The sequence below is a fragment of the Streptomyces buecherae genome (assembly GCF_014295035.1).
GTDB lineage: Bacteria > Actinomycetota > Actinomycetes > Streptomycetales > Streptomycetaceae > Streptomyces > Streptomyces youssoufiensis.
Genome location: NZ_CP060404.1, coordinates 8,063,522 through 8,086,417, shown reverse-complemented (window position 1 = coordinate 8,086,417; position 22,896 = coordinate 8,063,522). Strand labels below are relative to the sequence as shown.

At 74.6% G+C, this 22,896-nt stretch carries 21 protein-coding genes; 9 read left to right on the top strand and 12 right to left on the bottom strand.

The features are described 5' to 3' along the window. Positions 1-130 precede the first annotated feature (130 nt). The 3 genes from H7H31_RS32090 to H7H31_RS32080 are packed head-to-tail and all read left to right on the top strand — an operon-like array spanning position 131 to position 2,587. Complete coding sequence (locus H7H31_RS32090; protein WP_187060814.1) at positions 131-1,018, top strand: BKACE family enzyme; 888 nt, start codon at positions 131-133, stop codon at positions 1,016-1,018. Between the two features lie 55 nt (positions 1,019-1,073). Further along, positions 1,074-2,039, top strand: coding sequence for a 3-hydroxyacyl-CoA dehydrogenase NAD-binding domain-containing protein (locus H7H31_RS32085; protein WP_187060813.1), 966 nt, complete (start codon positions 1,074-1,076; stop codon positions 2,037-2,039). After that, the gene (locus H7H31_RS32080) at positions 2,036-2,587 is read left to right on the top strand and encodes a thioesterase family protein (RefSeq protein ID WP_187060812.1); all 552 of its coding nucleotides are present in this window, start codon (positions 2,036-2,038) and stop codon (positions 2,585-2,587) included. The genes H7H31_RS32085 and H7H31_RS32080 overlap by 4 nt, the downstream gene beginning before the upstream one ends. Before the next feature lie 76 nt (positions 2,588-2,663). Here the strand turns inward: H7H31_RS32080 and H7H31_RS32075 are convergent, their stop codons facing one another. The 3 genes from H7H31_RS32075 to H7H31_RS32065 form a co-directional block, all read right to left on the bottom strand. Beyond that, on the bottom strand, positions 2,664-3,251 hold the full coding sequence (locus tag H7H31_RS32075; RefSeq protein WP_187060811.1) for a TetR family transcriptional regulator: 588 nt from the start codon (positions 3,249-3,251) through the stop codon (positions 2,664-2,666). Between the two features lie 111 nt (positions 3,252-3,362). After that, complete coding sequence (locus tag H7H31_RS32070) at positions 3,363-3,602, bottom strand: DUF2277 domain-containing protein (protein WP_187060810.1); 240 nt, start codon at positions 3,600-3,602, stop codon at positions 3,363-3,365. Positions 3,603-3,638: 36 nt separating this feature from the next. Further along, entirely contained in the window at positions 3,639-4,466 is an 828-nt protein-coding gene (locus H7H31_RS32065; RefSeq protein ID WP_187060809.1) for an alpha/beta fold hydrolase, read from the bottom strand. A gap of 298 nt (positions 4,467-4,764) precedes the next feature. Between H7H31_RS32065 and H7H31_RS32060 the strand changes: the two genes are divergently transcribed. Continuing rightward, positions 4,765-5,343: a TetR/AcrR family transcriptional regulator gene (locus H7H31_RS32060; RefSeq protein ID WP_187064658.1), complete on the top strand. Its 579-nt coding sequence runs from the start codon at positions 4,765-4,767 to the stop codon at positions 5,341-5,343. 112 nt (positions 5,344-5,455) lie between these two features. On the opposite strand, the gene H7H31_RS32055 is transcribed toward H7H31_RS32060, so the two are convergent. From H7H31_RS32055 to H7H31_RS32035, 5 genes are all read right to left on the bottom strand, one after another. Then, a complete protein-coding gene (locus H7H31_RS32055) occupies positions 5,456-6,538 on the bottom strand; it encodes a lysophospholipid acyltransferase family protein (protein ID WP_232110187.1) in 1,083 nt (360 codons plus the stop codon). Beyond that, on the bottom strand, positions 6,535-7,293 hold the full coding sequence (locus H7H31_RS32050; RefSeq protein WP_176160206.1) for a GNAT family N-acetyltransferase: 759 nt from the start codon (positions 7,291-7,293) through the stop codon (positions 6,535-6,537). Before H7H31_RS32050 ends, H7H31_RS32055 begins: the two co-directional genes overlap by 4 nt. Before the next feature lie 452 nt (positions 7,294-7,745). Then, complete coding sequence (locus H7H31_RS32045) at positions 7,746-8,909, bottom strand: isoaspartyl peptidase/L-asparaginase family protein (RefSeq protein WP_232110186.1); 1,164 nt, start codon at positions 8,907-8,909, stop codon at positions 7,746-7,748. A 320-nt stretch (positions 8,910-9,229) separates the two neighbouring features. Further along, on the bottom strand, positions 9,230-10,258 hold the full coding sequence (locus H7H31_RS32040) for an SGNH/GDSL hydrolase family protein (RefSeq protein WP_217202160.1): 1,029 nt from the start codon (positions 10,256-10,258) through the stop codon (positions 9,230-9,232). A 727-nt stretch (positions 10,259-10,985) separates the two neighbouring features. Continuing rightward, complete coding sequence (locus H7H31_RS32035) at positions 10,986-11,339, bottom strand: ArsR/SmtB family transcription factor (protein ID WP_187064656.1); 354 nt, start codon at positions 11,337-11,339, stop codon at positions 10,986-10,988. 95 nt (positions 11,340-11,434) lie between these two features. Here H7H31_RS32035 and H7H31_RS32030 point away from each other — a divergent pair, with 95 nt between their 5' ends. Further along, a complete protein-coding gene (locus tag H7H31_RS32030; RefSeq protein WP_187064655.1) occupies positions 11,435-13,948 on the top strand; it encodes a heavy metal translocating P-type ATPase in 2,514 nt (837 codons plus the stop codon). A 136-nt stretch (positions 13,949-14,084) separates the two neighbouring features. Here H7H31_RS32030 and snpA read toward each other — a convergent pair whose 3' ends face one another. Together snpA and H7H31_RS32020 are read right to left on the bottom strand one after the other, a co-directional pair. Beyond that, entirely contained in the window at positions 14,085-14,762 is a 678-nt protein-coding gene (gene snpA, locus H7H31_RS32025) for a snapalysin (RefSeq protein WP_187064654.1), read from the bottom strand. Between the two features lie 259 nt (positions 14,763-15,021). After that, positions 15,022-16,221: an MFS transporter gene (locus H7H31_RS32020; RefSeq protein WP_187064653.1), complete on the bottom strand. Its 1,200-nt coding sequence runs from the start codon at positions 16,219-16,221 to the stop codon at positions 15,022-15,024. Positions 16,222-16,274: 53 nt separating this feature from the next. On the opposite strand from H7H31_RS32020, the gene H7H31_RS32015 reads away from it, so the two are divergent. Beyond that, entirely contained in the window at positions 16,275-17,024 is a 750-nt protein-coding gene (locus H7H31_RS32015) for an AraC family transcriptional regulator (RefSeq protein ID WP_187064652.1), read from the top strand. Between the two features lie 102 nt (positions 17,025-17,126). After that, on the top strand, positions 17,127-17,615 hold the full coding sequence (locus H7H31_RS32010) for an RrF2 family transcriptional regulator (protein ID WP_187064651.1): 489 nt from the start codon (positions 17,127-17,129) through the stop codon (positions 17,613-17,615). A gap of 170 nt (positions 17,616-17,785) precedes the next feature. Here H7H31_RS32010 and H7H31_RS32005 read toward each other — a convergent pair whose 3' ends face one another. Both H7H31_RS32005 and H7H31_RS32000 read right to left on the bottom strand, forming a co-directional pair. Further along, on the bottom strand, positions 17,786-19,396 hold the full coding sequence (locus H7H31_RS32005; protein ID WP_187064650.1) for a DEAD/DEAH box helicase: 1,611 nt from the start codon (positions 19,394-19,396) through the stop codon (positions 17,786-17,788). Positions 19,397-19,738: 342 nt separating this feature from the next. Further along, positions 19,739-19,942: a cold-shock protein gene (locus tag H7H31_RS32000; protein WP_176160216.1), complete on the bottom strand. Its 204-nt coding sequence runs from the start codon at positions 19,940-19,942 to the stop codon at positions 19,739-19,741. A gap of 409 nt (positions 19,943-20,351) precedes the next feature. Between H7H31_RS32000 and H7H31_RS31995 the strand changes: the two genes are divergently transcribed. Further along, positions 20,352-21,380 (top strand): sulfotransferase family protein, encoded by a 1,029-nt coding sequence (locus H7H31_RS31995; protein WP_187064649.1) that lies wholly within the window; start codon positions 20,352-20,354, stop codon positions 21,378-21,380. Positions 21,381-21,823: 443 nt separating this feature from the next. Beyond that, positions 21,824-22,882, top strand: coding sequence for a 2-dehydropantoate 2-reductase (locus H7H31_RS31990; RefSeq protein WP_187064648.1), 1,059 nt, complete (start codon positions 21,824-21,826; stop codon positions 22,880-22,882). Positions 22,883-22,896 lie beyond the last annotated feature (14 nt).

The window sequence follows — 22,896 nt, the reverse complement described above, 5'->3', positions numbered from 1 at the left end:
CTCACACCCGTACGCCCGGCGCACCGACGTACGCCCCCGCGCGACCGCACAGCGCCCGCGCGTGAACCACACGCACGCACCCACACCCGTACCCGGGGCCGCCGCCCCACTCACGAAGGGACAACACCCCGTGAACGAAGAGGTCATCATCACCTGCGCGCTCACCGGCGCGGGCGACACCGTGGGCCGTAGCCCGCACGTGCCGGTCACCCCGCGGCAGATCGCCGCGTCGGCGGTCGAGGCGGCGGAGGCCGGCGCGGCCGTGGTCCACGTCCACGTACGCGACCCGGAGAGCGGCGCGCCCTCGCGCGACCCGCGGCTCTACGCCGAGGTGGTCGAGCGGATCCAGGGGACCGGCACCGACGTCATCATCAACCTCACCGCGGGGATGGGTGGCGACCTGGTGCTCGACCCGGAGCAGCCGCTACGGCAGTTGCCGGGCACCGACCTGGTCAGCGGCCTGGACCGGCTGCCGCACGTGGAGCAACTGCTCCCGGACATCTGCACGCTCGACTGCGGTTCGCTGAACTTCGGCGACGGCAGCAACCTCTACGTCTCCACGCCCGACATGCTGCGCGCCGGCGCCAAGCGCATCCAGGAACTGGGCGTACGGCCGGAGTTGGAGATCTTCGACACCGGGCAGCTGTGGTTCGCCAAGCAGTTGCACGCGGAGGGCCTGCTCGACGACCCGACGGTCTTCCAACTGTGCATGGGCATCCCGTGGGGCGCCCCCGCCGACGCGGGCGTGCTGGCCTCGATGGTCAACATGCTGCCCGCCGGTGCCCAGTGGGCCAGCTTCGCGCTGGGTCGGATGCAGATGCCGTGGGTGGCGCAGGCCATTCTGCTCGGCGGCAACGTACGGGTCGGGCTTGAGGACAACCTGTACCTGAGCAAGGGGGTCAAGGCCACCAACGGTCAGCTCGTGGAGCGGGCCGTCAGCATCACCGAACTGCTCGGCGCCCGCGTGGCCACGCCCGACCAGGCCCGCGCCCGCCTCGGCCTCGCCCCCCGTGCCTAGCCGCGACCGTCTTCGCCCCTCCCCCACTACCGTCCCCGTCCGTGAGGAGCCCGTCATGTCACCCATCGCACCCGAGAGCGTCCGCCGCGTCGCCTGCGTCGGCGCGGGAGTCATCGGCGGCGGCTGGGCCGCCCACTTCCTGGCCCGTGGCTACGACGTCACCGCCTGGGACCCCGCCCCGGACGCCGAGGCCCGGCTGCGCCGGCTCATCACCGCGGCCTGGCCCGCCGTGGAGCAGCTCGGACTGGCCGACGGCGCGTCGCCGGACCGGCTGACCGTGACCGACACGCTCGAAGAGGCCGTGGCCGAGGCGCAGTTCGTCCAGGAGAGCGCGCCGGAGAAGCTGGAGCTGAAGCGGGACCTGCTGGCCGAGCTGGACGCGGCCACCGCCCCCGACGTGGTCATCGCCTCCTCCACCTCCGGCTACCCGATGACCGACATGCAGACCACGGCGGCGCGCCCGGGGCGCCTCGTGGTCGGGCATCCCTTCAACCCGCCGTACCTGATCCCGCTGGTGGAGGTCGTCGGCGGCGAGGCCACCGAGCGCTGGGCCGTGGACTGGGCGTCCGCGTTCTACACGGCGGCGGGCAAGTCCGTGATCACCATGGAGCGCGAGCTGCCCGGCTTCATCGCCAACCGGCTCCAGGAGGCCCTGTGGCGCGAGGCCCTGCACATGGTGGCCGCGGGCGAGGCGACGGTCGCCGACATCGACGCGTCCATCACCGAGGGCCCGGGGCTGCGCTGGGCGTTCATGGGCCCCTGCCTCACCTTCGCCCTCGCGGGCGGCGAGGGCGGCATGGCGCACATGCTCGACCACTTCGGTCCGTCGCTGAAGGCGCCGTGGACGCGGCTTGCCGCGCCCGAGCTGGATGACGCGCTGCGGTCGGCGATGGTGGACGGCTGTGCCGACGCCGCGGGCGAGCGCAGCCACGCCGACCTGGTGGCCGAGCGCGACCAGGGCGTCATCAACGTGCTGCGGGCCACCGGCCGGCTGCCCCGGCTCGCCGGGGAGCGGGCGTGAGCGGGGCGCCGGGCCCGCTCCCACCGCACCGCGAGCCGGTCCGCGCCGAGTGGATCGACTACAACGGGCACCTCAGCGAGGCGTACTACGTGCTGGTCTTCGGGCACGCGACGGACGCGCTCATGGACGGGATCGGGTTGGACGCGGCCTACCGGCAGCGCACCGGGTGTTCGCTGTACACGGTCGAGGCGCACGTGCGGTACCTGCGCGAGGTGAGCACGGGCAGCGAACTCACGGTGCGGACCCGGCCGTTGGGGGTCGATGCCGGCAAGGTGCGGTTCGTCCACGAGATGTACGCCGCCCCGGCCGGCACCTCCCCCGAGGCCGGGACCACCGCCCCCGGGTCGGCGGGGACGGCTCCGGAGGGGGAACTCGTGGCGACGGAGGAACTCTTCGCCCTCCACGTCGACCAGCACACGGGGCGTTCCGCTCTCCTGCCCGACCGCGCCCGGCACGAACTCGCGGCCCGCGTCGAAGCGGCTCCACCGTGGGCGGGGCGGGGCATCCGGCCGGTGGCGGGCGGCCCGGCAGTGGCGTCGGACCGCTGAGGGGCTGGCGCTCGGGGGCGTGATCGCGTCGGACGGGGCGCGCCGGCGGCGTCCGTGACCGCGATACCCATGGCCGTCAGGGCGCGGTGGCCGCGTCCATCGCCCGGGTCAGCGCGGCGCGCCGCTGGGCCCTGCGCGAGTCCGGGTGCGCCGGGGCGCGCCGCGCGCCGTCCGGGTCGCGCCGGCCCAGTGGCGCGGCCGTGTGCGACCACGCGCCGGCCAGGCCGACGGTCAGCGCCAGCACGTCCGCCGGCTCCAGCGCGGCCGTCAGCACTCCGCGCGCCTGCGCGTCGGCGACGGCCTCGGCCGCGGGGTGGCAGTCGGCGATCCGGGCCGCCGTGGGCCCTGGGCGTTCCAGCAGCGCCCAGGCGATGAGCCGCAGCAGCGCCGGGTGCGCCGTCAGGTGGTCGAAGAGCGCGCCGGCGTAGCCGGGCAGGTCGTCGGCGGTGAAGGGCACCGCGTCGGCCAGTTGCCCGAACGCCTCGGCGACCACGCGGTCGAACAGCTCACACTTGTTGCCGAAGTACACGTAGAGCAGGCGCTTGTTGGCCTTCGCCGCCGCCGCGATTCGATCCACCCGCGCACCCGCGACCCCGTGCCGGGCGAACTCGGCACGGGCGGCGGCGAGCAGGCGGGCCTTCGTGGCCGTGGAATCCGGCGGCATTCCCCCACCATAGGGAAGCCGCCACCGCGAGGGCACGGTGGGCGAGCGACTCGTGACCCACTGTGCCGGCGCGCGGAGTGGTCCGCCCCGCGCGCGGCGTGCGCGGCGCGCTCAGCCGAGCGCGGCGTCCGCGCGGCGGGCGCCGGCGCCCCGCACCTCCAGGCTGCCGAGCAACTGCCTGGTCGCGTCCGTCACCGCGGCGACGGCCTCGTCGAACGCGACCCGGTTGTGCGCGGCCGGCGCCCGGAATCCGGAAACCTTGCGGACGTACTGCAGGGCGGCTGCCTGGATGTCTTCTTCGCTCACCTCGGGCATGACCGGGGGGCGGAGTGTCTTGATGCTTCGGCACATGCGTCCAGCGTAGGCCGGGGGTGTGACAGCGCCCGTTCAGCCGGCCCACGCCGCCTCGGGCAGCGCGTCGAGGAAGCCGCCGACGACGCTGGCGAAGCCGGCCGGGTCGTCGTCGTGCACCCAGTGCCCGCAGTCGGGGAAGGTGCGCAGCGTGGTGCCTGGGCGCCGGTCGGCCATCTCCCGGGCCAGGTCGGTCGGCAGCACGAAGCTCCGGCCCCCGTGGAGGAGGAGGGCCGGGCACGCGGAGCCGAGCCAGTCCGGCCACCAGTCGCCGACCGCCGCCCGCTGCGAGGCCATCATGGCGTCGAGGTCGAAGAGGAAGCCCCAGCCGTCCGGGTACTCCACGGCGCTCTCCAGGAAGTAGCCGGCGTCCGGGATGCCCCGCTCGCGCACCCGCTCGCCGAGGGCGGCCAGCGTGGGCGCGCGGCGCGGCCACGCGCGCACGTCGAGCACGGGGTGCGGGACACGGGGCCGCCGGTTGTCCGCGCCGCCCTCCTCCACGATGAGCGCGCCGACCAACTCGGTTTCACGGGCGGCGAGTTGGAAGGCGGTGACGCCTCCCGCCGAGTGCCCGACGACCGGCACCCGGCCCAGGTCGAGCGCGCGCAGGAAGGCCGCGGCGTCGGCGACGTACGCCTCGCGCGTGAAGTCGCCCGCGTCGGCGCGCGGGTCGGCGCTGCGACCGTGCCCGCGCTGTTCGAGGGCGATGACCCGGTAGCGCGGGGCCAGCGCGACGATCAGCCCGGCGTACGCCCGCGCCCGGCCGAAGTGGCCGTGCAGCGCGAGTACGGGGCGGCCGGGGCCGCCGGGGTCGAGGTAGCGCAGCGCGCGACCGCGGACGTCGGCGATCCGCTCGGTGGGCATGACGGCCTCCTGGTGCGGGCCCGGCGTGGGCCCTTAGGGCGAGGGGTGGGGTGGGCGGCGTGAGCGCCAGACCGTTAACGTAACGTTCGTTTCCCTAACGCGCAACGCGCGCCCGTCACCGCTCACCCCTCGCCCCGCTCCCCCGCTCTCCGCGCCGCTCCCGCGCAGGCCAGCGCCGCTGGCCGGCCTCGCGCCGGCCTAGGGTGGCTCCCAGCCCCGCCCGGCCCACCGGCCGCCGACCACCGGCGGCCGACGCGGCTACCGCCCAGCCGACCGAGCCACCCGAGGAGCACCGCGCATGGCCAGGCCGCGCGACCCCCAGCGCCGCACCGAGTTGCTGGACGCGATCATCGAGTACCTGGCCGAGCACGGCCTCGTCGGCCTGTCCATGCGCCCGCTGGCGCAGGCGCTCGGGCACAGCACCCGGGTCCTCACCCACCACTTCCGGGACAAGGACGACCTCGTCAACGCCGTCCTGACCCGGCTCGACGAGCGCCAGCGCGACCGGCTCAGCGCCTTTCCCGGCTGGGCGGAGGGGCGCAGCCTGGGCGCCGTCGTCCGGGCTTCCTGGGACTGGCACCTCACGGACGACTACCTGCCGGTGATCCGTCTGCTGCACGAGATCGAGGGCCTGGCGGCGGGCGGCCGACTGCCCGGCTCCCAGGTGCCGGCGATGCTCACCCAGCGGACGCTGTTCGTGGCCGACGCGCTGCGGGCGCACGGCGTTCCGACGGAGACCGCGGAGCGGCGCGCCACCCTCCTGAACGCCGCGTACGCGGGGCTCCAGATCGACTACCTCACCACCGGCGACGAGACGCGCGTGCGGGCGGCCCTGGAGGACCTGATCGCGCTGGCCGACGCCTGGACCCGCCCCTGACGCCGACCGCCTCCGCCCGCTGCGGCAGCGGGCGGAGACAGCCAGGGGACGGCGCACGCCGGGCGGGCCGGGGCCGCGTCGGCGCGGCCCCGGCCCACCGGCGTACGCGGGCTCAGCGGCGCTGTCGGCCGCCGCGGACCGAGGACGCCTCCCGCTCCGCGAGCGGCCTGCGCGGCCGACGTACGACGGGCACGGACCCGCGCTCCGCGCCGGCCACCGCGTCCGCGCCGCAGCCGATGTCGACGCCCCACCCGGCGGCGGGAAGCACCGGCAGGCCACGCCCACAGGCCGCGTCCCGTACGCCCGTCGCGTCGGCCTCGGCCCGTGGCCGGTTGGTGGTGGTCGGGGCCGCGTCGCGCACGGCCTCGCGGGCGAGCGCGGCCAGCTCCCGACGGTCGCGCGCCGCCGAGGCCGGGATCGCCGGATGGACCTGGACCCGGGCCGTGACGCCGTCGGCGCTCATGACACGGCGTAGCGAGCTGCCGAAGTCGTCGTCGCCGACGAAGGCGGCCACCGTGCTCAGGGCGTGGTGTTGGAAGTAGCCCAGGGTCACCGGGCGCACCGGGGCGCCGGCGTCGATCGCCGCCTGGAAGGTGGCCCGGCGGAAGTCGCCGGTCGTCCCGGCGCACCAGGTGGCGCCCTGCGGGAAGACCATGACCGAGCGTCCGCCGCGCAGCAACCCGGCGATCTCGTCCACCGTTCGGGGCAGTCCACGCATGCTGTCGCGGTCGATGAACCGGGTGCCGGCGCGCCTGGTCAGGGTGCCGACCAGCGGCCAGTCGCCGACCTCGCGCTTGGCCAGCATGGTCACCGGCTCCACCGCGAGCAGGGCGATGACGTCGAGCCAGGAGATGTGGTTGGCCACGACCAGCGTCCCCACACCGCCCGCACCAGCCGCGGCGGTCGGCCCGGTCGACGCGGTCGGCCCGGTCGAGACGGTCGGCCCGGTCGACGCGGTCGGTGCGCTCAGCGGTCCGCCGAGGTGTTCCACGCGGACGCCGATGGCCGCCAGGATGGACTGGGCGTGGGCGCGTACGACGGCCGGGTCGGCCAGGGCCTCGCCCGCCGCCAGGGCGCTGAGCACGCGGCGCGCGAAGGCCATCGAGCGGCGGGTGGCGCGCGCCGCCGTGACCCGGGCCGCGGCGTGGGCGACGCAGCGCTGGTCACAGGGCGAGCTGGGGGCCCAGGCGTTCACTGAGCGTCGCCGAGGAAGTAGCGGCGGTACCGGTCGTTCATCTGCTCGGTGTCCAGGACGACGAAGAAGTCGGCGTCGTCGAAGTCACGCTCGTGGTGCGGGGCGCCGCACATCCACGCGCCGACCCGCAGGTAGCCGCGGAGCAGGGGCGGCAGGTCGGCGTAGCTGGGCTTGGTGTTCAGGGCCGCGGGGGGCGTCCACGGGTCGCGCGGCTGGACGCGCAGCTCGGGCGGCGCGGTGTGCCGGGCGGTGCCGAGCAGCCAGGCGTTGCTGGCGGCTCCGCCGCCGTCGGCGAGCGAGACGGAGGCGCAGCCCGCGAGGTAGCGGTGTCCGGAGAGCAGCACGTAGCGGGCGAGTCCGGCCCACATCAGGTTGATCACCGCGCCGGAGCGGTGGTCGGGGTGCACGCAGGCCCGGCCCGCCTCGACCAGCGAGGAGCGCACGTCCAGCGGCAGTCCGCGCAGGTCGAACTCGCCCTCCGAGAAGAGTCGTTCGGTGCGCCCGGGCGGCAGCAGCCGGTAGGTGCCGACGATCTCACCGGTGGCCTTGTCGCTGACGATCAGGTGGTCCATCACGGCGTCGAACTCGTCGACGTCGAGCCCGGCGGCGTGCGACGCGAGCTTGGCGCCCTTCTCCTCGCCGAAGACCTGGTAGCGCAGCCGCTGTGCGGCCTCGATCTGCTGCCGCGTGTCCGCGATGGCGGTGATGTAGGAGTCGGTGGCCGCCGTTACGGTGGACGTCGAGAGCGTAGGCATTCCTGGTCTCCGTTCAGGGGGAATTCAGCAGCGTCGGCAGTCTCGGTCGGCAATCGTTTGCTGCCCGGCTATGTATCGTTCTCTCGCGCGTCGGCAGAATGCCCCGCTCGCCGGCGGCCCGGGTGACGACCTTGGGCAGGCATTTCTCTGGCGCTCGCCAGTATTCCGATGAACGCGAAAGTCGCAGTGTCCGTGCGGTGATTCGCATGCTGCCAAGTGATGACGAAGACGGAACGCCAGGGGCCACACCCCGCCGCCGGCGAGGTGTGGCCCGAGCCCCACGAAAGGGCGTATTCCCCCGCATGTCGCCCGCTGCGTCAGCAGCGTAGCGGAACGCGTAATCGCCGTGCTCCAAGGCGGCGGAGAAGCGAACTCGCGCACATCGTGGGCTCCTGCGCGGCCGAACTCCCGTTTACCGAGGAAATGTCACCGCTTCCCGCATCGGCGGCCACTCATTCATTGGCCGGCGATTCGCTGGGGAATATCTTGGTAATGATCCTCCCGTCGCGGGTGAGGTAACCGTAGAGCATCCCGGGACTGCTGTGCGGGGCGTCGAATGTGCCCTTACCGTCCAGGGCGATCACGCCGCCGTCGCCGCCGAGTTGGGGCAATTGCTTGATCAGTACCTGGTGCGCGGCCTGGGCCACGCCCAGCCGGCTGTATTCCATGAGGTGGGCGATGGTGGCGGTGGCCGCGCCACGGATGAACACCTCGCCGTGCCCGGTCGCGCTCGCCGCGACCGTGCCGTCCTTCGCGTACGTGCCGGCGCCGATCAGTGGCGAGTCGCCGACCCGGCCCGGCATCTTGTTGGTCATGCCTCCCGTGGAGGTCGCGGCGGCCAGGTGGCGCCGGCCGTCCAGGGCCACGGCGCCGACGGTGCCCTTGGGCGAGTCGGCGCCCTTCGCCCCGGCGCCCTCGTCGCCGCCCCGACCGTCGCGCGCGCCCCGTTCCTTCTCCTTGGCGGCCATGAGCTGGTCCCAGCGGCGCTGCGTCCAGTAGTAGTCCTGGGTGACGGTGGGCAGGCCGGCTCGGGCGGCGAAGTCGTCGGCGCCCTCGCCGGCGAGCAGCACGTGCCGGGTCCTGTCCATGACCAGACGGGCGGCCGAGATGGGGTTGCGCACGCTGCGTACGCCGGCGACGGCGCCCGCGGCCTGGTCGGAGCCGCGCATGATGGAGGCGTCCAACTCGTGTCCGGCGTCCGCGGTGAACACCGCCCCCTTGCCGGCGTTGAACAACTCGTTGTCCTCAAGGACGCGTACGGCGGCCTCGACCGCCGCCACGCTGTCGCCGCCCCGGCGCAGGACGCGCTGGCCGGCGCGGAGCGCGTCGGTGAGGCCGGCGCGGTAGGCGCGCTCCTCGGTGGGGCTGGTGTGGTCGGGGTCGAGGGCGGTGCCGGCGCCGCCGTGGACGGCGAGCACGACGTCGTGCGCCTCGGGCTGCCCGGGTCCGCCGCGTTCGGCGGAGCGGGCGGCGACCCGCTCGGCCGCGGGCGCGGACGTCCCCGCCGAACTGGGCACGGCGCTGGTGAGCGAGGCGGTGAGCGCGACGGCCGCGGCGAACACGGTCGTCATCCGCACCCGCGAGGGAAGTCGCCTCCGCAGGGATCGCAAACGCATTGCCTGTCCTCTCGTCGCAAGGCCGTGGGCCGCGGCCGGCGCGCCGAGCGGGACCGGCGCACTGGCGCGCCACGGATGTTCCCTCAGCTCTGCCCACCCCCGCCCCCGTTGTCCCCTCGGCTCCCCCGCGAGAGCGCGGGACGCGGGTGAGCCCGGACGAGTCGGGCGACGGCGCATGGGGCGGCACGGCGACGCGCCGTACGTCGAGCGGCACGGCCGGCGGCGTTCGCGGCGGGTCCCGGCACGCGCCGCTGGCCCGCCGGGGCCCGACCGAGCGCGCGCGGCGCGACGTGCCGCGCGCCAGCGCCCGCGCGCGGGCGTCAGGGACGGGCGTGCGCGCCGTCCGCCAGCGCGCGCCGCACCTGTTCCGCGACGCCCACCATGGCGCCGCGGCGCGGGTGGTAGGAGGCGGCGGCGAGCGGGTCGGTGTCCTTGCCCTGAATCCACGCCTGGTCACCGGGCGCGCAGGCGTCGTGGCCGAGCGAGGTGCCGTACGTGTCGACGTACCGGGCCGTCCCGTCCCGCTCGGCGGCGTCCGCCATCGAGGTGTTCAGCGCCCGTTCGACGGCGTCGAGCCAGCGCAGGTCCCCGTCGGCGAACGGCAGGATCGCGGGGCAGGCGCCGCTCGGTGGCGCGATGCGCGGATAGCCGACGAGCACCACGTGCGCCCGCGGCGCGCGCTCGTGGACGGCCCGCAGGATGGTCGAGACCCGCTCCGAGACCCGGCGCGCGTGGTCGATCAGGGTGTCCACGCCGTCCACCGTGTAGTGCCGCTGGCACGGGTTGCCGGTGGGGTCCTGCGGGCGCAGTTCGGGGCAGGTCCTGGTGAGTTCGCCGAAGATGCCGAAGTCGTTGCCGCCGATGCTGAGGGTGACCAGGTCGGTCTGTCGGGTCAGCGGGTCGAGCTGCGGCGGGTTGACGCCGCCCAGCGGCACGGCCTGCGGCCGGGTCATGTGCGTGGTGTCGGCGCCGCCGCAGCTCATGTCCGTGAACGAGCGGACGCGCAGGTCGCGGGCGAGCAGCGCGGGGTAGTTGGCGGTGGACCGGAAGCAGCCGGGCGGGTCCAGCCGCATGAGGGGGATGAGCGGCCCGGAGACGTAGGAGTCGCCGAGCGCCACGTAGCGGCTGTAGCGCGCGTCGCGGTCACCGGCGGGCGCCGTGGCCGGCCCGTCGGGGACCGCCGACGCGGTGCCGGGTGCGAGGGTGAGGGCGCAGGTGGCGGTCAGCGCGCCGGCGACCGCGAGCACGGCACGCCGCGCAGGGCCCGGCCGGCCCTCGGCGCCGCCCGACGCCGGGCTCCCGCGCCCGGGCAGCAGCCGGCCGATCCCGCCCCACGGGACGACCCCCACGCGACCGGAGCGCCGCGCGCCGAAGGCGCCGGAAGCACCGGCGGGGCGACGGAGACGGGGACGGGGACGGGCCGAGCGCGCTGCGCGGTCTTGCCGTACGTGCCGTAGAACCATGGTGACCTCACCCGAGTTGACGTGGCCGGTACGGAGCACCGGGACCCGTGCGGGACGGGTCGGCGAGCGAGGCGGCCCGGTCGCGCGGTGGGTCCCGGCGCACCGGCGCCCGGCCGGGCGCGCGCCGATCGACCGGTGGCGGCCGGCGGCGCCGGTGCCCTGGTCCTCGTCTCATGCCGCCCGCCTCGACGCGGGGAGTGCCGGTGTCGAGCTGACGTAGGGAGTGCCGGTGTCGAGCTACGGAAGTGCGCGGTGCGGGAGGTGCGGATGGGCCCGCCGCGCCCTCCGGTCGCCACGGGGGTGGCCGGTGGCGGCGCGCCGATGCGGTACGGGCGGTGCCTCGTGGTGCGTGCCGTCGTACGCGCTGGCGCGCGCGGCGCACCCCCCGCCCGGGGCCCCACGCGGGGAACCATCCCTCACAGAGGTGCCCGCTTTCGACGAGGCAGCAACAGTCCGACGTGGCCTCGGCTGTGCGGATTCCACGCCGATATCGGGCACATGCCGTGACGGCCCGCCGCGACCGGCGACGGAGCACCGGCGGACGGCCGAGAGCGGCAACGGGAACGGGTGGCAGGGGCGGCGAGGCGGTCGGGAGGAGTGGGCGCGCTCGGCGCTAGCCGGCGCGGCGGGTCATCGCGCCGCTGGCCACGGCCGGGCGGTGGTGTCCGACGTGGGTGAGGGCCTGCTCGATGAGCGTGGCCACGTGGTCGTCGTGGAGGGAGTACAGGACCCGGCGTCCCTCACGGTGCCCGGCGACGAGCCCGAGGTGGCGCAGCATGCGCAGGTGGTTGGAGACGGTGTTCTGCTCCATACCGACTTCGGCGGCGAGTTCGCCGACCGGGCAGGAGGAACGCAGCAGCCGGTCCAGGATCTGTACGCGCGCGGGCGAGGCCAGCGCCTGCATGACTTCGGCCACGGCGAAAGCCTGTTCCTGAGAGATCAGTTCGCCTGCGTTCCCTCGTCCCATAACGCAAATGGTACCGGTAATCATGTGACTGGCCCGGGGCCGATCGTGGCCGAATCCATCCGCGATACATCACGAAGTCATGATATTTTGAACTCATGATTTCGAGGGACGATTGTGCCGGCGCGGACACGCTGCGCCTCGACATCACCGATCTAATCCCCGGCCCGCCCGCAGCCTGTGAGCCGTGCGTCGAGCGCGTCGTCATCTCACTCGGGCGGAGCAAGGCCATCGACACCGCGCACCGGGCTCCCCGTGACGCCCGCGCGGCCGGGACGGTGTGCGTGCACTTCGACGCCGCCGCCCTCGGCGCCGAGGAGGTACGCCAGGCGGCGCGTACGGTCGGCGCCCGCGCCGGGTGCGCGCACGGCGACCGCGGCCCGGCGGGCCGGCGCGCCGCCGAGGGGCCTCCGCCGCCCCCGGCAGCGGACCTCGACGGCGCGCGTGCCACGGCCGTGGCCGCGCGGCCCCCGACCGAGGCCGACGCGCTCGCCACGACACCGCCCGGCGTGTCGCACGCCGAACCCCCCGCCGAAGGCGCGGTCGAGGCCCCCGGCGAAGCCCCCGCCAGGCCGCACGACCAGGACCCGGCGCACGGCGGTACCCGGGCGCACCGGCGGGATCACCAGCACAGCCACGACCACGGCCCGTTCGGTGAGCGTGCCGAGTTGGTCTTCGCGCTCCTGTCCGGCGTGGCCTATCTGACCGGGCTGCTGCTCGGGCTCGCCACCGACGCGCCGGAGCCGGCCCCCCTCGCCTGTTATCTCGCCGCCTACGCCTTCGGCGGGTTCTTCACGGTGCGCGAGGCGGTCAGCACCATCAGGGCCGGCCGGTTCGAGGTCGACTTCCTGATGCTGGTGGCCGCCGTGGGCGCCGGGGCGATCGGCAGGTGGGCCGAGGGCGCGGTGCTGCTGTTCCTGTTCAGCCTCGGGCACGCGCTGGAGGAGTACGCGATGGGGCGCGCCCGGCGCTCCATCGAGGCGCTGGCCGACCTCACCCCGGCCACGGCGCTGTTGCGTTCGGGCGAGCGTGTCACCGAGGTGCCCGTCGAGCGCCTGCTGCCGGGCGACACGGTGCTGGTCAGGCCGCACACCAGGGTGCCGGCCGACGGCTTCGTCCGCGATGGCGAGGGCGCCGTGGACCAGGCCGCGGTCACCGGCGAGAGCCTGCCCGCCGACAAGGTGCCCGTCGCCGACCCGCTGGCGGCGCTGCGCGACCCGGCCGCCATCGCCCCGGACAGCCGGGTCTTCGCCGGGACCGTCAACGGCGCGGGCGCGTTGGAGGTGACCGTCACCAGTCGGGCCGAGGACAACACGCTGGCCCGTGTGGTGGCGATGGTGCGGGACGCGGAGAGCCGGCAGTCGCCGACGCAGGCGTTCACCGCGCGCTTCCAGCGGATCTTCGTGCCCGCCGTGATCGGCACCGTGCTCGCGCTGCTCGGCGCCGGCCTGGTGGTGGACGAGCCGTTCACCGCCTCGCTCTACCGCGCGATGGCCGTGCTGGTCGCGGCCAGCCCCTGCGCGCTGGCCATCGCCACGCCGGCCGCCGTGCTCAGCGCCGTGGCCCGGGCGGCCCGCAGCGGTGTGTTGATCAAGGGGGGCGGGCCGCTGGAGGAGTTGGGAAGGCTGACGGCCGTCGCGTTCGACAAGACGGGCACCCTCACCGAGGGCCGCCCGCGCCTGACGGACGTGGCCCCGGCGCGCGGCGTGTCGGAGCGCGAGTTGCTCACCACAACGCTGTCCGTGGAGCGGCTCAGCGACCACCCGCTGGCTCGGGCGATCGTGCGCGATCTCGACGCCCGGCTCGGCGACGCGCCCGTGCCGGCCGCCCACTCCCTGCGGGCGGTGACCGGGCGTGGCGTCCTCGCGCGCCTGGGCGGCGTGCCGGTGGCGATCGGCAGCCCGGCGTTCTTCCCCGCGGGCGGGCGGGCGCGCCAGGAGCCGGCGGAGCCGTCCGGGCCGTCCATGCCCATCGAACTCCGCGCCAAAGCAGAGGAGTTGGAGGCGGCGGGGCGTACGACGATGGTTGTGCGGCACGGCGCGCGCTACCTGGGGGTCATCGGCGTCATGGACACCCCGCGGCCCGAGGCGGCGGACGTCGTGGCGCGGCTGCGCGGGCTCGGCATCCGGCGCGCCGTGCTGATCTCCGGGGACAACCAGCGGGTGGCCGACGCGGTGGCGGCACGGGTGGGCCTCGACGACGCCTGGGGCGACCTGCTGCCGGCGGACAAGGTGGCGGCGGTCCGGCGGCTGCGCGCCGACGAGCACCGCACCGCCATGGTCGGCGACGGCGTCAACGACGCGCCGGCGATGGCCCACGCGACGGTGGGCATCGCGATGGGCGCGGCCGGCTCCGCGGTGGCCCTGGAGAGCGCGGACATCGCCCTGATGTCGGACGGGTTGGACAAGTTGCCGCTGGCCACCGGCCTCAGCCGGCGCACCAGCGCGGTGATCAGGCAGAACCTGCTGTTGAGCCTCGGCATCGTCGCGGTCCTGGTGCCCGCCACGGTGCTCGGCCTGGGCATCGGGCCAGCCGTCCTGGTCCATGAGGGCTCCACACTGCTCGTGGTCGCCAACGCGCTGCGGCTGTTGCGCTACCCGGAGCACGCCTGACGCCGCACGCCGAGCCGGTCGCCCAGCGGGCGACGGGCGACAGCGCGCGACGGTGGCCCGACTCCGGGTTCGGAGCCGGGCCACCGCACCGCGCCACGCGGGGTCAGGCGCGTCCCGTGGTCAGGGCGCTACGGGTTCAGCGCGCCGCCTTGAGGAACGAGCCCTTGTCGAAGGCCGTGAGGCCGTTGGCCCACAACTGGTTGACGCGGGCCGACTCCTGCGCGTTCGGGTTGGGGTTCCGGCACGAGGGGCCGGGGCCGCCACCGGACATCAGCTCGCTGCACGGACCCGAGTAGTGGTCCGGCAGGCCGAGCACGTGGCCGGTCTCGTGCGAGGTGACGCGGGTCGAGTCGTACTGCTGGTTCTGCCGGTAGTCGAGGAAGATGTAGCCGCGACCGTGGCCGTTGGTGCTGGCGTACGAGCCGCGCGGGTCGTTGCCCTCGCGGTACTCGAAGTCGTAGCTGCCCGAGCCCTCGCGCAACTGCACGTTGCGCACGGCGCTGTTCCAGATCTGGGTGCTGCGGGCGATCTGGGAGGCGAAGGTGGGAGCTCGTCTCGCGCTGTACGTCACGGTGACGGCGGCGGCGCCGGTCTTGGCCTGCTTGGCCTTGGCCGACTTCATGACGGCCTCGAAGAACGCCTTCGTCGCCGCCCGGTCCTCGCCCGAACCCTCGTACGCCGCGATGCTCGCGGCGGTGCTGACCTGCGACTCCGCCTTAGCGGGCGAGGCCGATGCGGTGGCCGGCAGGGTGGCGACCGCGGTGGCCAGGCCGAGGCCCAGCGAAGCCGTCAGAAATATCCTGGAGCGTTGCATGGGGGGTACTCCATTTCCGACCCGAAGCGCAGACCAACCGCTCGGATAGCGGTGAAAGCGCTCCGGATACAGCTCAGTTGTGGCCCTGAGTCTCGGGGAGAATCCCGCGCGCGTGGAGCATGTCACTTGCCGATAGCGCGATGTAATGGACCGCATAGGCGGCACACACGGACAAGTGCTGGCATGGGGTGACACGGCCGTACCCCACCCGCGAGCGGTCACCGGCTGGCGGCGGCGTACGGCGGTCGACGTCGCGGGTTCACTCCGCGACGCCAGCCTTCGGCTTGGCCGACCGGCTCTCCATGGCCGCCGGTTCGGTGAGCGTGTACGACAGGACCCAACAGGCGATGGGCATCGACACCAGCGAGGCGAGCGCCCAGCGCAGCGAGGTGGCCTCGGCCAGGGCGCCGACCAGCGGGCTGGCGATGCCACCGATGCTCACGGCGAGCCCGAGCGTGACGCCGCTCGCGGTGCCGACCCGGCGCGGGAGGTAGTCCTGCCCCAGGGTGACGTGCAGCGAGAAGGGCACGTAGAGCGCGACGGCGGTCGCCGCGACGAAGGCATACACCAGCGGCCCGGGCGCGAAGGGGATGCCCGCCACGGACGGGACGGCCACCGCGTACGCGACGCGCAGCGTCCGCACCCGGCCCCAGCGCGCGGCCAGCCGGCCGCCGAGCAGGGTGCCGATCGCGCCACCGCCGAAGAGGATGAACAGGGCCGCCGCGCCGGCCGTGTCGCCGGCGTCCAGGTGGTGGCGCACGTACAGCGAGATGAACGCGCTCAACCCCACGTACGCGATCGACCGGCAGATCACGACCGCCGAAAGGCGCAGGAACAGCGGCCAGTCGTCCTCGCCCGCCCGCTCCTTAGCCGCGCCGGAACCGGCGCCGTCCCAGCCGGCCCGGCCGCGGGTCCACAGCACCAGGGCGACGCCGACGACCGCGGGGACGATCAACAGCGGCGTGGCCGAAAGCCCGCCGACGGCCAGTACGGGGGTCACGAGGACGGGGGCGAGCGCCCAGCCGATGTTGCCGCCGAGCGAGAACCAGCTCATGCCGATGTGGCTGCCCGCCGTCACCGCGCGCGCCATCCGGGCGGCCTCGGGGTGGTACGCGGCCACACCGAGGCCGGAGAGCGCGACCGCGATCCAGGTCAGGGCGTACACGTCGGTGAGCCCGGACAGGGCGATGCCGAGCCCGGCCGCCGCGATGCCGCCCGGGATCAGCCACGGCATGGGCCTGCGGTCGGTCAGGGCCCCGAAGGCGGGTTGGACCACGGAGGACAGCAGCGTGGCGGCGAGCACGATGCCCGAGACCCCCACGTACCCGTAGTGGCGCTCGGCCACCAGGAAGGGCACCAGGGCGAGCACGGCGCCTTGGTAGACGTCGTTGCAAGCGTGCGCCACGGCAAGCAGGCCAATGGCCGACGGGCGTCGACCGGTGCGCGGGAGACGTGTCATGGATCGATCATCGATGGGCAAGAGGTGGCCTGCTTCCGATAAAATGCCAACCAATGTCGGAGATCCGCCACACCCCCCGCGCCTCCACCGCGGTGCGCAGGCTCCCGCCCGGGTTCGGCGTCGGGGCGCACCACCACGACGACCACCAGATCATCTACGCGGGGCGCGGCGTACTGTCCGTGACGACCGACGCGGGCAGTTGGGTCGCCCCGGCGACCAGCGCGTTGTGGGTCCCGGCCGGCACCGTGCACGAGCCCCGCGCCTGGGGCGAGACCGATCTGCACACGGTGGGGCTGCCCGCCACGGTGAACCCGCTACGCCTCGACCGACCCGCCGTGATCGCCGTCGGGCCGCTGCTGCGTGAGCTGATCCTGGAGTACACGCGCGACCCGGCCGACGGCGGCCCGGAGCGGCGGCGCCTGCTGCGCGTCCTGCTCGACCAGCTCCGGCACTCGCCGCGGCGCCCCATCCACCTGCCGACGGCGCGCGACCCCCGGCTGGCCGCGGTGTGTGCGCTGCTGGCCGACGACCCGTCCGACGGCCGCACGCTGACCGCGCTGGGAGCGGCGGTGGGGGCGAGCGACCGCACGCTGGCCCGGCTGTTCCGCGCGGAGATGGGCATGACCTTCCCGCAGTGGCGCACCCAACTCCGCCTGCACCGCGCGCTGTTGCTGCTCGCGGAGGGCATGCCGGTGACGGCGGTGGCACACCGGTGCGGCTGGGCCACCGCGAGCGCCTTCATCGACGTCTTCCGGCGGACCCTTGGCCATACCCCGGGCGCGCGGAAGCTCCCGTACGACTGACCGGCGCACCGCGCACGCGCCGGCGCGACTCGCCCCTGACGCCTCCACCTCGCCACGGCGCAGGGCGGGTTCGGGGAAACCTGGACGTGTAGCATCTCGATAATGCAACTGGCCAAGGGCGTGGAGTGGGGACTGCACTGCTGTCTGGCGCTGGCGTGGCTCGGGGACGCCGAGCCGGTGCCGACGGCCAGGTTGGCCGCGATCTTCGACCTCCCGCCGCCGTACCTGAACAAGCGCCTGCAGGCTCTGGTGCGGGCCGGCATCCTCAGCTCGTCCCCCGGCGTCCGGGGCGGCTTCCGGCTCGCCCGGGCGCCCGAGCGGATCACGCTGATGGACGTGGTGGTGGCCATCGAGGGGCCGGACGACCCGTTCCGCTGTACGGAGATCCGCCAGCACGGCGCCGGCGCGGACGCCGAGCCGGGCGAGTTCGCCCAGCCCTGCGGCATCGCCACCGCGATGCGCCGGGCCGAGCTGGCCTGGCGGCGTGAGCTGGCGGCCCAGTCGCTCGCCGACCTCATGGCGGCCACGCCGCCGGCGTCGGCCGACCGCGTCCGCCGCTACTACGCCCGGCTCAGCGCCACCGCCACCTGACCCGCCGGGCTGGTGCCTTCGGCTCGGCAGCCGGCGGCGCCGAGGGCGGCCGGGTGCGACCCGCGGGCAAGCAAAGACCGGTGGGTCGGGCCGTAAGCACGGCCCGCCCCACCGGTCATCCGGCCCTGGCGACGGGGGCGGCGGATCGCCGCTCCCGCGCCACGGCGCCGTTACGCCGCCGAGCCGCGTCCGAGACCGCCCCGGCCCTGCTGCCCACCGCCGCTGCGGCCACTCGCACGGCCCCGGCCGGCGCCGCCGCCCTGGCCCGCGCTCCGCTGGCCCATGCCGCCGCCGCGCTGGCCGGCCTCGCTACGCTGGCCGGCCTCGCCGTGCGGGGCACCGCCGCGTCGGGCGCGGGCGGCGCGGCTACGGCGCCCCCGCGAGGAGGCGCTGCTGCCACCGCGCGGCGCGGGCGCGGCGCTCGGGGGCGGCGCGATGGTGACGGGGACGCCGGACGGCTCCTGGGCGCCGGTCACCCGGACCAGCTCCACGTCGCCGGGGCGCGTCTGCACGCTGCGCGGCGTGATGCCGGCCGCGTGCATGAGGCGGGTCATCTCGCGCCGCTGCTCGGGCAGGACCAGCGTCACGACGCTGCCGGACTCCCCCGCGCGGGCGGTGCGACCGCCCCGGTGCAGGTAGTCCTTGTGGTCGGTGGGCGGGTCGATGTTCACGACCAGGTCCAGGCCGTCCACGTGGATGCCGCGGGCCGCCACGTTGGTGGCGATCAGCGCGGTGACGCCGCCGTTCTTGAACTGGTCCAGGGTGCGGTTGCGCTGCGGCTGCGACTTGCCGCCGTGCAGCGCCGCCGCCCGTACGCCGCTGGCCAGCAGGCGCTTGGCCATCCGGTCCACGGCGTGCTTGGTGTCCATGAACATGATCACTCGCCCGTCGCGGGCGGCGATGTGCGTGGCCACGGTGTGCTTGTCGGTCTCGGACACGTGCAGCACGTGGTGCTCCATCGTGGTCACGGCCCCGGCCGACGGGTCGACCGAGTGCACCACCGGGTCGGTGAGGTAGCGGCGCACCAGCTTGTCGACGTTGCGGTCGAGCGTGGCGGAGAAGAGCATCCGCTGCCCACCCGGCGCCACCTGCTCGAGGAGCGCGGTCACCTGCGGCATGAAGCCCATGTCGGCCATCTGGTCGGCCTCGTCGAGCACGGTGATGCTCACCTGGTCGAGGCGGCAGTCGCCGCGCTGGATCAGGTCGGCGAGGCGCCCGGGGGTGGCCACGACCACCTCGGCACCGCCGCGCAGCATGCTCGCCTGCCGGGAGATGGACATCCCGCCGACGACGGTGGCCAGGCGCAGCCGCAAGCCCTTGGCGTACGGCGTCAGCGCGTCGGTGACCTGCTGGGCCAGCTCCCGGGTGGGGACCAGGACCAGGGCCAGCGGCTGCCGGGACTCGGCACGCTGTCCCGCCGTGCGGGCGAGGAGGGCGAGGCCGAAGGCGAGGGTCTTGCCGGAGCCGGTCCGGCCGCGGCCCAGGACGTCGCGTCCGGCCAGCGAGTTCGGCAGCGTGGCGGCCTGGATCGGGAACGGCGCGCTCACCCCGTTCTCGGCGAGCACGGTCAGCAGCGCGGCCGGCATGTCCAGGTCGGCGAACGACTCGACGGCGGGCAGGGCGGGCGTCGTGCTGACGGGCAGCGCGAACTCGGCGTGCCCGGCGGCGGGCGCGGGCTTGCGCCGGCCCTGTCCCTGCGGGCGGGGGCGGGGGCGACCGGCGCGGGACTGGCCCTGACCGGATCGGGGGGAACGCTCGGTGGAGCGGGTGGAGCGGTTCATGCGGAACCTTTCCTCGAAACGGCACGTATCGAGGAAGTCCCGGCGGCGGCTTGGCCGCGCAGGAATCGCAAGAACGAACCGAAGGGGTGATGACAGAACACGGCAGGAATCCTGCCCCGCACTATCTGGGGGCGACGCCCGTATCTTTGTCGAACTCTTTTCGACGATTTCCAGGACGCACGGTGACGGAGAGCGTCACGCACACCGCGGAACCGTCCGGGGAATTCGGGCGGGCACCGGTCAAACACAAGACACCGCCGTCACGTCATCGGGACGGCGGCGTGGGCTGGGCCCGCACCCTGGGGTGCGGGCCCAGCCGCGCGGCGCTCTGGCCGCGCCGGATCAGACGGGCTGGATGTTCTCCGCCTGCGGGCCCTTGGGGCCCTGCGTCACGTCGAACTGGACCTGCTGGCCCTCAACGAGCTCACGGAAGCCCTGAGCGTTGATGTTCGAGTAGTGGGCGAAGACGTCGGGGCCGCCACCGTCCTGCGCGATGAAACCAAAGCCCTTTTCGCTGTTGAACCACTTCACGGTACCGGTCGTCATATCCGTCTCCTAACGGGTCATTCGAGAATCCGCACCTTACGGAGCCTCTGTAGTCGCGCTGATCACCCGACCGGAGAAAATACACACCGGAAAACAAAAATGCGCCTGAAGGTCGAGAACCAGCAGGCGCACACAACGTCTATGGGAACCACAACTGCAACTGGTCCTAAGGTAGCACGCCCCATCGGGCGATGGGTGATCTTCGATGGTTACCACCGTCACACCTCGGCCCGACCGTGACACCGCGCGTGCGCCCGCGAGCCGCCACTCCCCTTGTCCCGCCCCGGCGAGGCCCACCTCCGCTGGGCCTCGCGGCGCCCGGAAACGTGGCCGATCATCGCCCCTCGCCCGGTGACCGGCCCGTCAGTACCCTGTGATCGTTCACGCGGCCGTCGGCTGGGAGAGGCACATGCGGTCCTTAACGTTCATCGTGGGCACCGGGCGCAGCGGCTCCAGCGCCCTGTCCCGCATCGTCAACCGCCACCCCGACATCCTCAGCCTGAACGAGCTGTACGCCTCGCTCGGCTCCACCGCCTTCCCCGCCGAGCCGATCACCGGGGCGCGGTTCCGTCGGATCCTCACCGACCCCAACCCGGTGTTCGACACGCTGACGCGCAGCGGGGTGCCGCTCCCGGAGTTCCTGTACACCCGGCGCCCGGGCCGCTACGCGGCCGAGACGACCGGCATTCCCGCGCTGTCCCTGATGGTGCTGCCCCACCTCACCGACGACCCCGACGGCCTGCTCGACGAGGTGGCCGACGAGGTGTCGGGCTGGCCGCCGCGGCCGGTGGCGCGGCACTACGTGGCCCTGTTCGAGTTGCTGGCCGCGCGGTTCGGGCGCTCGGCCGTGATCGAGCGCTCGGGGTACTCGCTCGGCTGGCTCCCCCGACTGAGCACGGCCTTCCCCACCGCCCGTTTCGTCCACCTCTTCCGCGACGGCCCGGACTGCGCGCTGTCGATGAGCCGCCACTGCGGGTACCGGGCGATCGCGCTGCTGCGGGAGGTCATGGAGCGCTCGCACGTCACGGACCTCTCCGAGCTGACGCCCGATCACGTCCGCGCGCTGCCGGCGGACCTGTCGGCGCTGCTCGGTGACCGGTTCGACGGTCAGCGGCTGATCATGGACCGGGAGATGCCGGTCGAGGGGTTCGGGGCGCTGTGGTCGGAGCTGGTCACGGAGGGCGTCGGGCTACTGGCCGAGCTGCCGGAGGAGCGCCGGATGACGCTGGCCTACGAGGACCTGTTGGACGCGCCGGAGCGCGAGTTGGCCCGGCTGGCCGAGTTCGCCGGCGTGACGCCGCGCGCGGACTGGCTGGCCGCCGGCCGCGCCGAACTCCGCGACGGCAGCCGGGGCAGCGCGCTGCGGCTGCCCGACGCGGAGCTGGCGACCCTGCGCGAGCGCTGCGCGCCGGGCACCCGGGCCCTGGGCCGGGCGTAGCGCGGGCGACACACGACGCCCGGCGCGTCCGTCCGGCGGTACGTTGCCGCGTCGCGGCCGAGCCAGGCACGGGCGGGGCCGGGCGAGGGGGCGTACGGCGCCCGCGCCCGTGCGGAGCTGCGCGGCTACGCGCTCCGCGGGTGCCCCGGCGCGCACTCGGGCGTGCCCGGATCTGGACGGCCCTCCGCACTGAGCGTTAGGTTTGAAGCCGGAAGCGTAGTCGAGGGTGCGCTGTTCGCCCGCGCTGGGCAGGCCCGCGCCCCGCCCCCATCGGCCCCTGGATTCCGGGCCGCGGTCATCCCCGTGTGGCGTGCACGGGCCGCACGATCCCGGTCCGGCGGGCGGCACCGCGGCGGGTGGTGGGGTGGTCGGCGGTCACGAGCCGTGGGTCGGCATCCCGTCCGCGTCACGGCCGCCACGACACCGCCAGGAGACCGGCTCCCATGTCACAGCCCGCGCCCCTCCCCCATCACCGTCTACGGATCGCCGTGCTCGGCGCCGGCAGCATCGGCTGTCACCTCGGCGGCAGTCTCGCCGGCATAGCGGACGTCACCCTGATCGGCCGGCCCGCCGCCATGGACACGCTCCGCGAGCACGGCCTGTCCCTGACCGGGGGCGGCCGCCCCGCGCTGCGCGTGGCCACCTCGGGCGGACCCGCCGGGGTGCGCCTGGCCACCAGCCCGGACGCGGCGGCCGACGCGGACTGCGTGCTGGTCACCGTCAAGTCGGCGGGCACCGCCGAGGCGGCGCGGCAACTCGCCCCGCGGCTCGCGCCGGGCGCCGTGGTGGTCAGCTTCCAGAACGGGCTGCGGAACACGCACGCCCTGCGCTCCGCCCTGGCCGAGCACCCGGTGCTCGCCGGGATGGTCCCGTACAACGTGGTGCGGACCGCGCCCGGCGCCTTCCACCAGGGGTCGGGCGGGACGCTCATGGTGGAGGCCGCCGAGCGCGCCGAGCCGCTGATCGCGGCCCTGGCCACGGCCGGGCTGCGCGTCGAGGCGCGACACGACATGCGCGAGGTGCAGTGCGCCAAGCTTCTGATGAACCTCAACAACGCGATCAACGCGCTCTCCGGGCTCCCGCTACGTGACCAGCTCGGCCAGCGCGCGTACCGGGAGTGCCTCGCGCTGAGCCAGTCGGAGGCGCTCGCGGCGTACGAGGCCGAGGGAATACAGCCGGCGCGGCTGGGCCCGATCCCGGCCCGGCTCACCCCGCGGCTGCTGCGGTTGCCGGACGGGATCTTCCGTCGGGTGGCCGCCGCCACGCTGGCCATCGACGCCCAGGCCAGGTCGTCCACCTGGGAGGACCTCCAGCGGGGCCGGCCCACCGAGATCGACTCGCTGCAGGGAGAGGTGGTGGCGCTGGCGGCCCGGCACGCGCTGCCCGCGCCCGTGAACGCCGAGCTGATCTCGCTGGTACGGCGCATGGAGGCGGCCGGCCCCGGCGCGGCCCGGCGCTGGTCGGGCGGCGAGTTGCTGGCCAAGGTGACCACGATCCGCTGACGGCCGCCCCGTGG

Excerpts from the sequence above, each read along its gene's own strand:
- H7H31_RS32070 (WP_187060810.1), bottom strand. The coding sequence starts at position 3,602 with ATGTGCCGAAGCATCAAGACACTCCGCCCCCCGGTCATGCCCGAGGTG.
- H7H31_RS32075 (WP_187060811.1), bottom strand. The coding sequence starts at position 3,251 with ATGCCGCCGGATTCCACGGCCACGAAGGCCCGCCTGCTCGCCGCCGCC.
- H7H31_RS32050 (WP_176160206.1), bottom strand. The coding sequence starts at position 7,293 with ATGCCTACGCTCTCGACGTCCACCGTAACGGCGGCCACCGACTCCTAC.
- H7H31_RS32015 (WP_187064652.1), top strand. The coding sequence starts at position 16,275 with ATGTCGGAGATCCGCCACACCCCCCGCGCCTCCACCGCGGTGCGCAGG.
- H7H31_RS32085 (WP_187060813.1), top strand. The coding sequence starts at position 1,074 with ATGTCACCCATCGCACCCGAGAGCGTCCGCCGCGTCGCCTGCGTCGGC.
- H7H31_RS32060 (WP_187064658.1), top strand. The coding sequence starts at position 4,765 with ATGGCCAGGCCGCGCGACCCCCAGCGCCGCACCGAGTTGCTGGACGCG.
- H7H31_RS32030 (WP_187064655.1), top strand. The coding sequence starts at position 11,435 with ATGATTTCGAGGGACGATTGTGCCGGCGCGGACACGCTGCGCCTCGAC.
- snpA (WP_187064654.1), bottom strand. The coding sequence starts at position 14,762 with ATGCAACGCTCCAGGATATTTCTGACGGCTTCGCTGGGCCTCGGCCTG.
- H7H31_RS32005 (WP_187064650.1), bottom strand. The coding sequence starts at position 19,396 with ATGAACCGCTCCACCCGCTCCACCGAGCGTTCCCCCCGATCCGGTCAG.
- H7H31_RS31990 (WP_187064648.1), top strand. The coding sequence starts at position 21,824 with ATGTCACAGCCCGCGCCCCTCCCCCATCACCGTCTACGGATCGCCGTG.
- H7H31_RS32065 (WP_187060809.1), bottom strand. The coding sequence starts at position 4,466 with ATGCCCACCGAGCGGATCGCCGACGTCCGCGGTCGCGCGCTGCGCTAC.
- H7H31_RS32035 (WP_187064656.1), bottom strand. The coding sequence starts at position 11,339 with ATGGGACGAGGGAACGCAGGCGAACTGATCTCTCAGGAACAGGCTTTC.
- H7H31_RS32020 (WP_187064653.1), bottom strand. The coding sequence starts at position 16,221 with ATGACACGTCTCCCGCGCACCGGTCGACGCCCGTCGGCCATTGGCCTG.
- H7H31_RS31995 (WP_187064649.1), top strand. The coding sequence starts at position 20,352 with ATGCGGTCCTTAACGTTCATCGTGGGCACCGGGCGCAGCGGCTCCAGC.
- H7H31_RS32000 (WP_176160216.1), bottom strand. The coding sequence starts at position 19,942 with ATGACGACCGGTACCGTGAAGTGGTTCAACAGCGAAAAGGGCTTTGGT.
- H7H31_RS32045 (WP_232110186.1), bottom strand. The coding sequence starts at position 8,909 with ATGCGTTTGCGATCCCTGCGGAGGCGACTTCCCTCGCGGGTGCGGATG.
- H7H31_RS32010 (WP_187064651.1), top strand. The coding sequence starts at position 17,127 with ATGCAACTGGCCAAGGGCGTGGAGTGGGGACTGCACTGCTGTCTGGCG.